Annotated in this window: 3 protein-coding genes; all 3 read left to right on the forward strand. The window is 66.6% G+C overall.

Annotation, left to right across the window (positions count from 1 at the left end; genetic code table 11):
- Positions 1-113: 113 nt before the first annotated feature.
- Positions 114-1,337: a VWA domain-containing protein gene (locus BRAS3843_RS17235; protein WP_035981984.1), complete on the forward strand. Its 1,224-nt coding sequence runs from the start codon at positions 114-116 to the stop codon at positions 1,335-1,337.
- A gap of 19 nt (positions 1,338-1,356) precedes the next feature.
- Positions 1,357-1,680, forward strand: a complete 324-nt coding sequence (locus BRAS3843_RS17240; RefSeq protein ID WP_008970249.1) for an XdhC family protein — start codon at positions 1,357-1,359, stop codon at positions 1,678-1,680.
- Between the two features lie 2 nt (positions 1,681-1,682).
- On the forward strand, positions 1,683-2,066 hold a 384-nt coding region (locus tag BRAS3843_RS17245), incomplete at its 3' end, for an XdhC family protein (RefSeq protein ID WP_035981985.1).

Genomic DNA, 2,066 nt, shown 5'->3' on the forward strand with positions numbered 1-2,066 from the left:
CCCCTCGTGCCCACAACAACGCTCGTCATTCCGGGGCGCCCGCAGGGCGAGCCCGGAATCCATACTCCCGCTCGTGGTTATGGATTCCGGGCCCATGCTTCGCATGTCCCGGAATGACGGGTCGATGGAGTCGTACATTGGCCATCAACCACCTCGCCCCTCCCACCGGCGCCATCGCCGACAACATCGCGGGCTTTGCCCGGGCTTTGCGTGCCGCCGGCCTGCCGGTCGGGCCGGGGGCCGTGATCGATGCGATGACTGCGCTTGAGGCGATCGACATCGGCAAGCGCGCCGACGTCTTCACCACGCTGGAATCGATCTTTGTCAAGCGCCGTGAGCATGCGCTGATCTTCGCCCAGGCCTTCGAGCTGTTCTTTCGCGCTGCCGAAGAGTGGAAGTCGATGCTGGATTCGGTGCCACTGCCCGACCACGCCAAGAAGAAGCCGAAGCCGGCCTCGCGCCGGGTCCAGGAGGCGATGGCGCAGCCGCAGATGCACGAGGAGCCGCAGACGCTGGAGCAGGACCTGCGGCTCTCGGTGTCCGACCGTGAGGTGCTGCAGAAGAAGGATTTCGCGCAGATGAGCGCGGCCGAGATCGCCGAGGTGACGCGCGCGATCGAGAAGATGCGGCTGCCGCAGGCCGAGCTCAAGACCCGCCGCCACAAGCCGGATCCGCGCGGCGCCCGGATCGACATGCGCAAGACGCTGCGCGAGGCATTGCGCACCGAGGGCGAGATCATCAACATCCAGCGGCTGGGCCGGATCGAGAAGCCGGCGCCGATTGTGGCGCTCCTGGATATCTCGGGGTCCATGAGCGAATATACCCGCCTATTCCTGCATTTCCTGCATGCCATTACCGACGCCCGCAAGCGCGTCTCGGTGTTCCTGTTCGGCACGCGGCTGACCAATGTGAGTCGCGCATTGCGGCAGCGCGATCCGGACGAGGCTCTGGCGAGTTGCTCGGCCTCGGTCGAGGACTGGGCCGGCGGCACCCGCATCGCGACCTCGCTGCACACGTTCAACAAGCTGTGGGCACGCCGCGTGCTAGGGCAGGGCGCGATCGTGCTCTTGATCTCCGACGGGCTGGAGCGCGAGGCCGACGACAAGCTCGCTTTCGAGATGGACCGGCTGCACCGCTCCTGCCGCCGCCTGATCTGGCTCAATCCGCTGCTGCGTTATTCGGGTTTCGAGGCCAAGGCTCAGGGCATCAAATTGATGCTGCCCCACGTTGACGAATTCCGGCCCGTGCATAACTTGACGTCAATTGCGGCGCTGATCTCGGCGCTGTCATCCCCGCTGCCCCCGCATCACCGCAGCGCGATCCGCTCCGCAGCCTGAATTCCGCAAGGAGGCATCCATGCTCGACCGCGACGAGGATATCCTGAAGGCCGCCGAGGACTGGCAGAAGGCCGGCCATGGCGTGGCGCTCGCCACTGTGGTCGAGACCTGGGGCTCGGCGCCGCGCCCGGCCGGCTCGAGCCTGGTCATCAATGACGACGGCACGTTCTTGGGATCGGTGTCCGGCGGCTGCGTCGAGGGCGCGGTCGTCACCGAGGCAATGGACGTGATCGAGAGCGGCCAGCCCAAGATGCTGGAGTTCGGCGTCGCCGACGAGACCGCCTGGAATGTCGGCCTGTCCTGCGGCGGCACCATCCGCGTCTTTGTCGAGAAGGTCGGCTGACGATGAAGCTTGCAACACTCGCCGAGTTGAATGCCGAACGCGCCGCCCGGCGGCCCGTCATTCTCGTCACCGATGTCGCCTCGGGCGAGCAGCGTCTGGTGAAGGCCAAGGACATTGCCGCCGACCCACTGCGCAACGAGCTGTCCACGCAATTGCGCATGGGCAAGAGCGGCATGGTCGAGGCCGGCGGCAAGAGGCTGTTTCTGAATGTCTACGCGCCGACCGCGCGGCTCGTCGTCGTCGGCGCGGTCCATATCAGCCAGGCGCTCGCGCCGATCGCACGCTCGCTCGGCTACGACGTCACAGTCGTCGATCCGCGCACCGCCTTTGCGAGCCCCGAGCGTTTCCCCGACGTGCCGCTGATCGCCGAATGGCCCGACGTGGCG

Origin of the sequence: Bradyrhizobium sp. STM 3843, from assembly GCF_000239815.1 — a bacterium.
In the GTDB taxonomy this organism is placed as follows: Bacteria; Pseudomonadota; Alphaproteobacteria; order Rhizobiales; family Xanthobacteraceae; genus Bradyrhizobium.

Excerpts from the sequence above, each read along its gene's own strand:
- BRAS3843_RS17240 (WP_008970249.1), top strand. The coding sequence starts at position 1,357 with ATGCTCGACCGCGACGAGGATATCCTGAAGGCCGCCGAGGACTGGCAG.
- BRAS3843_RS17235 (WP_035981984.1), top strand. The coding sequence starts at position 114 with ATGACGGGTCGATGGAGTCGTACATTGGCCATCAACCACCTCGCCCCT.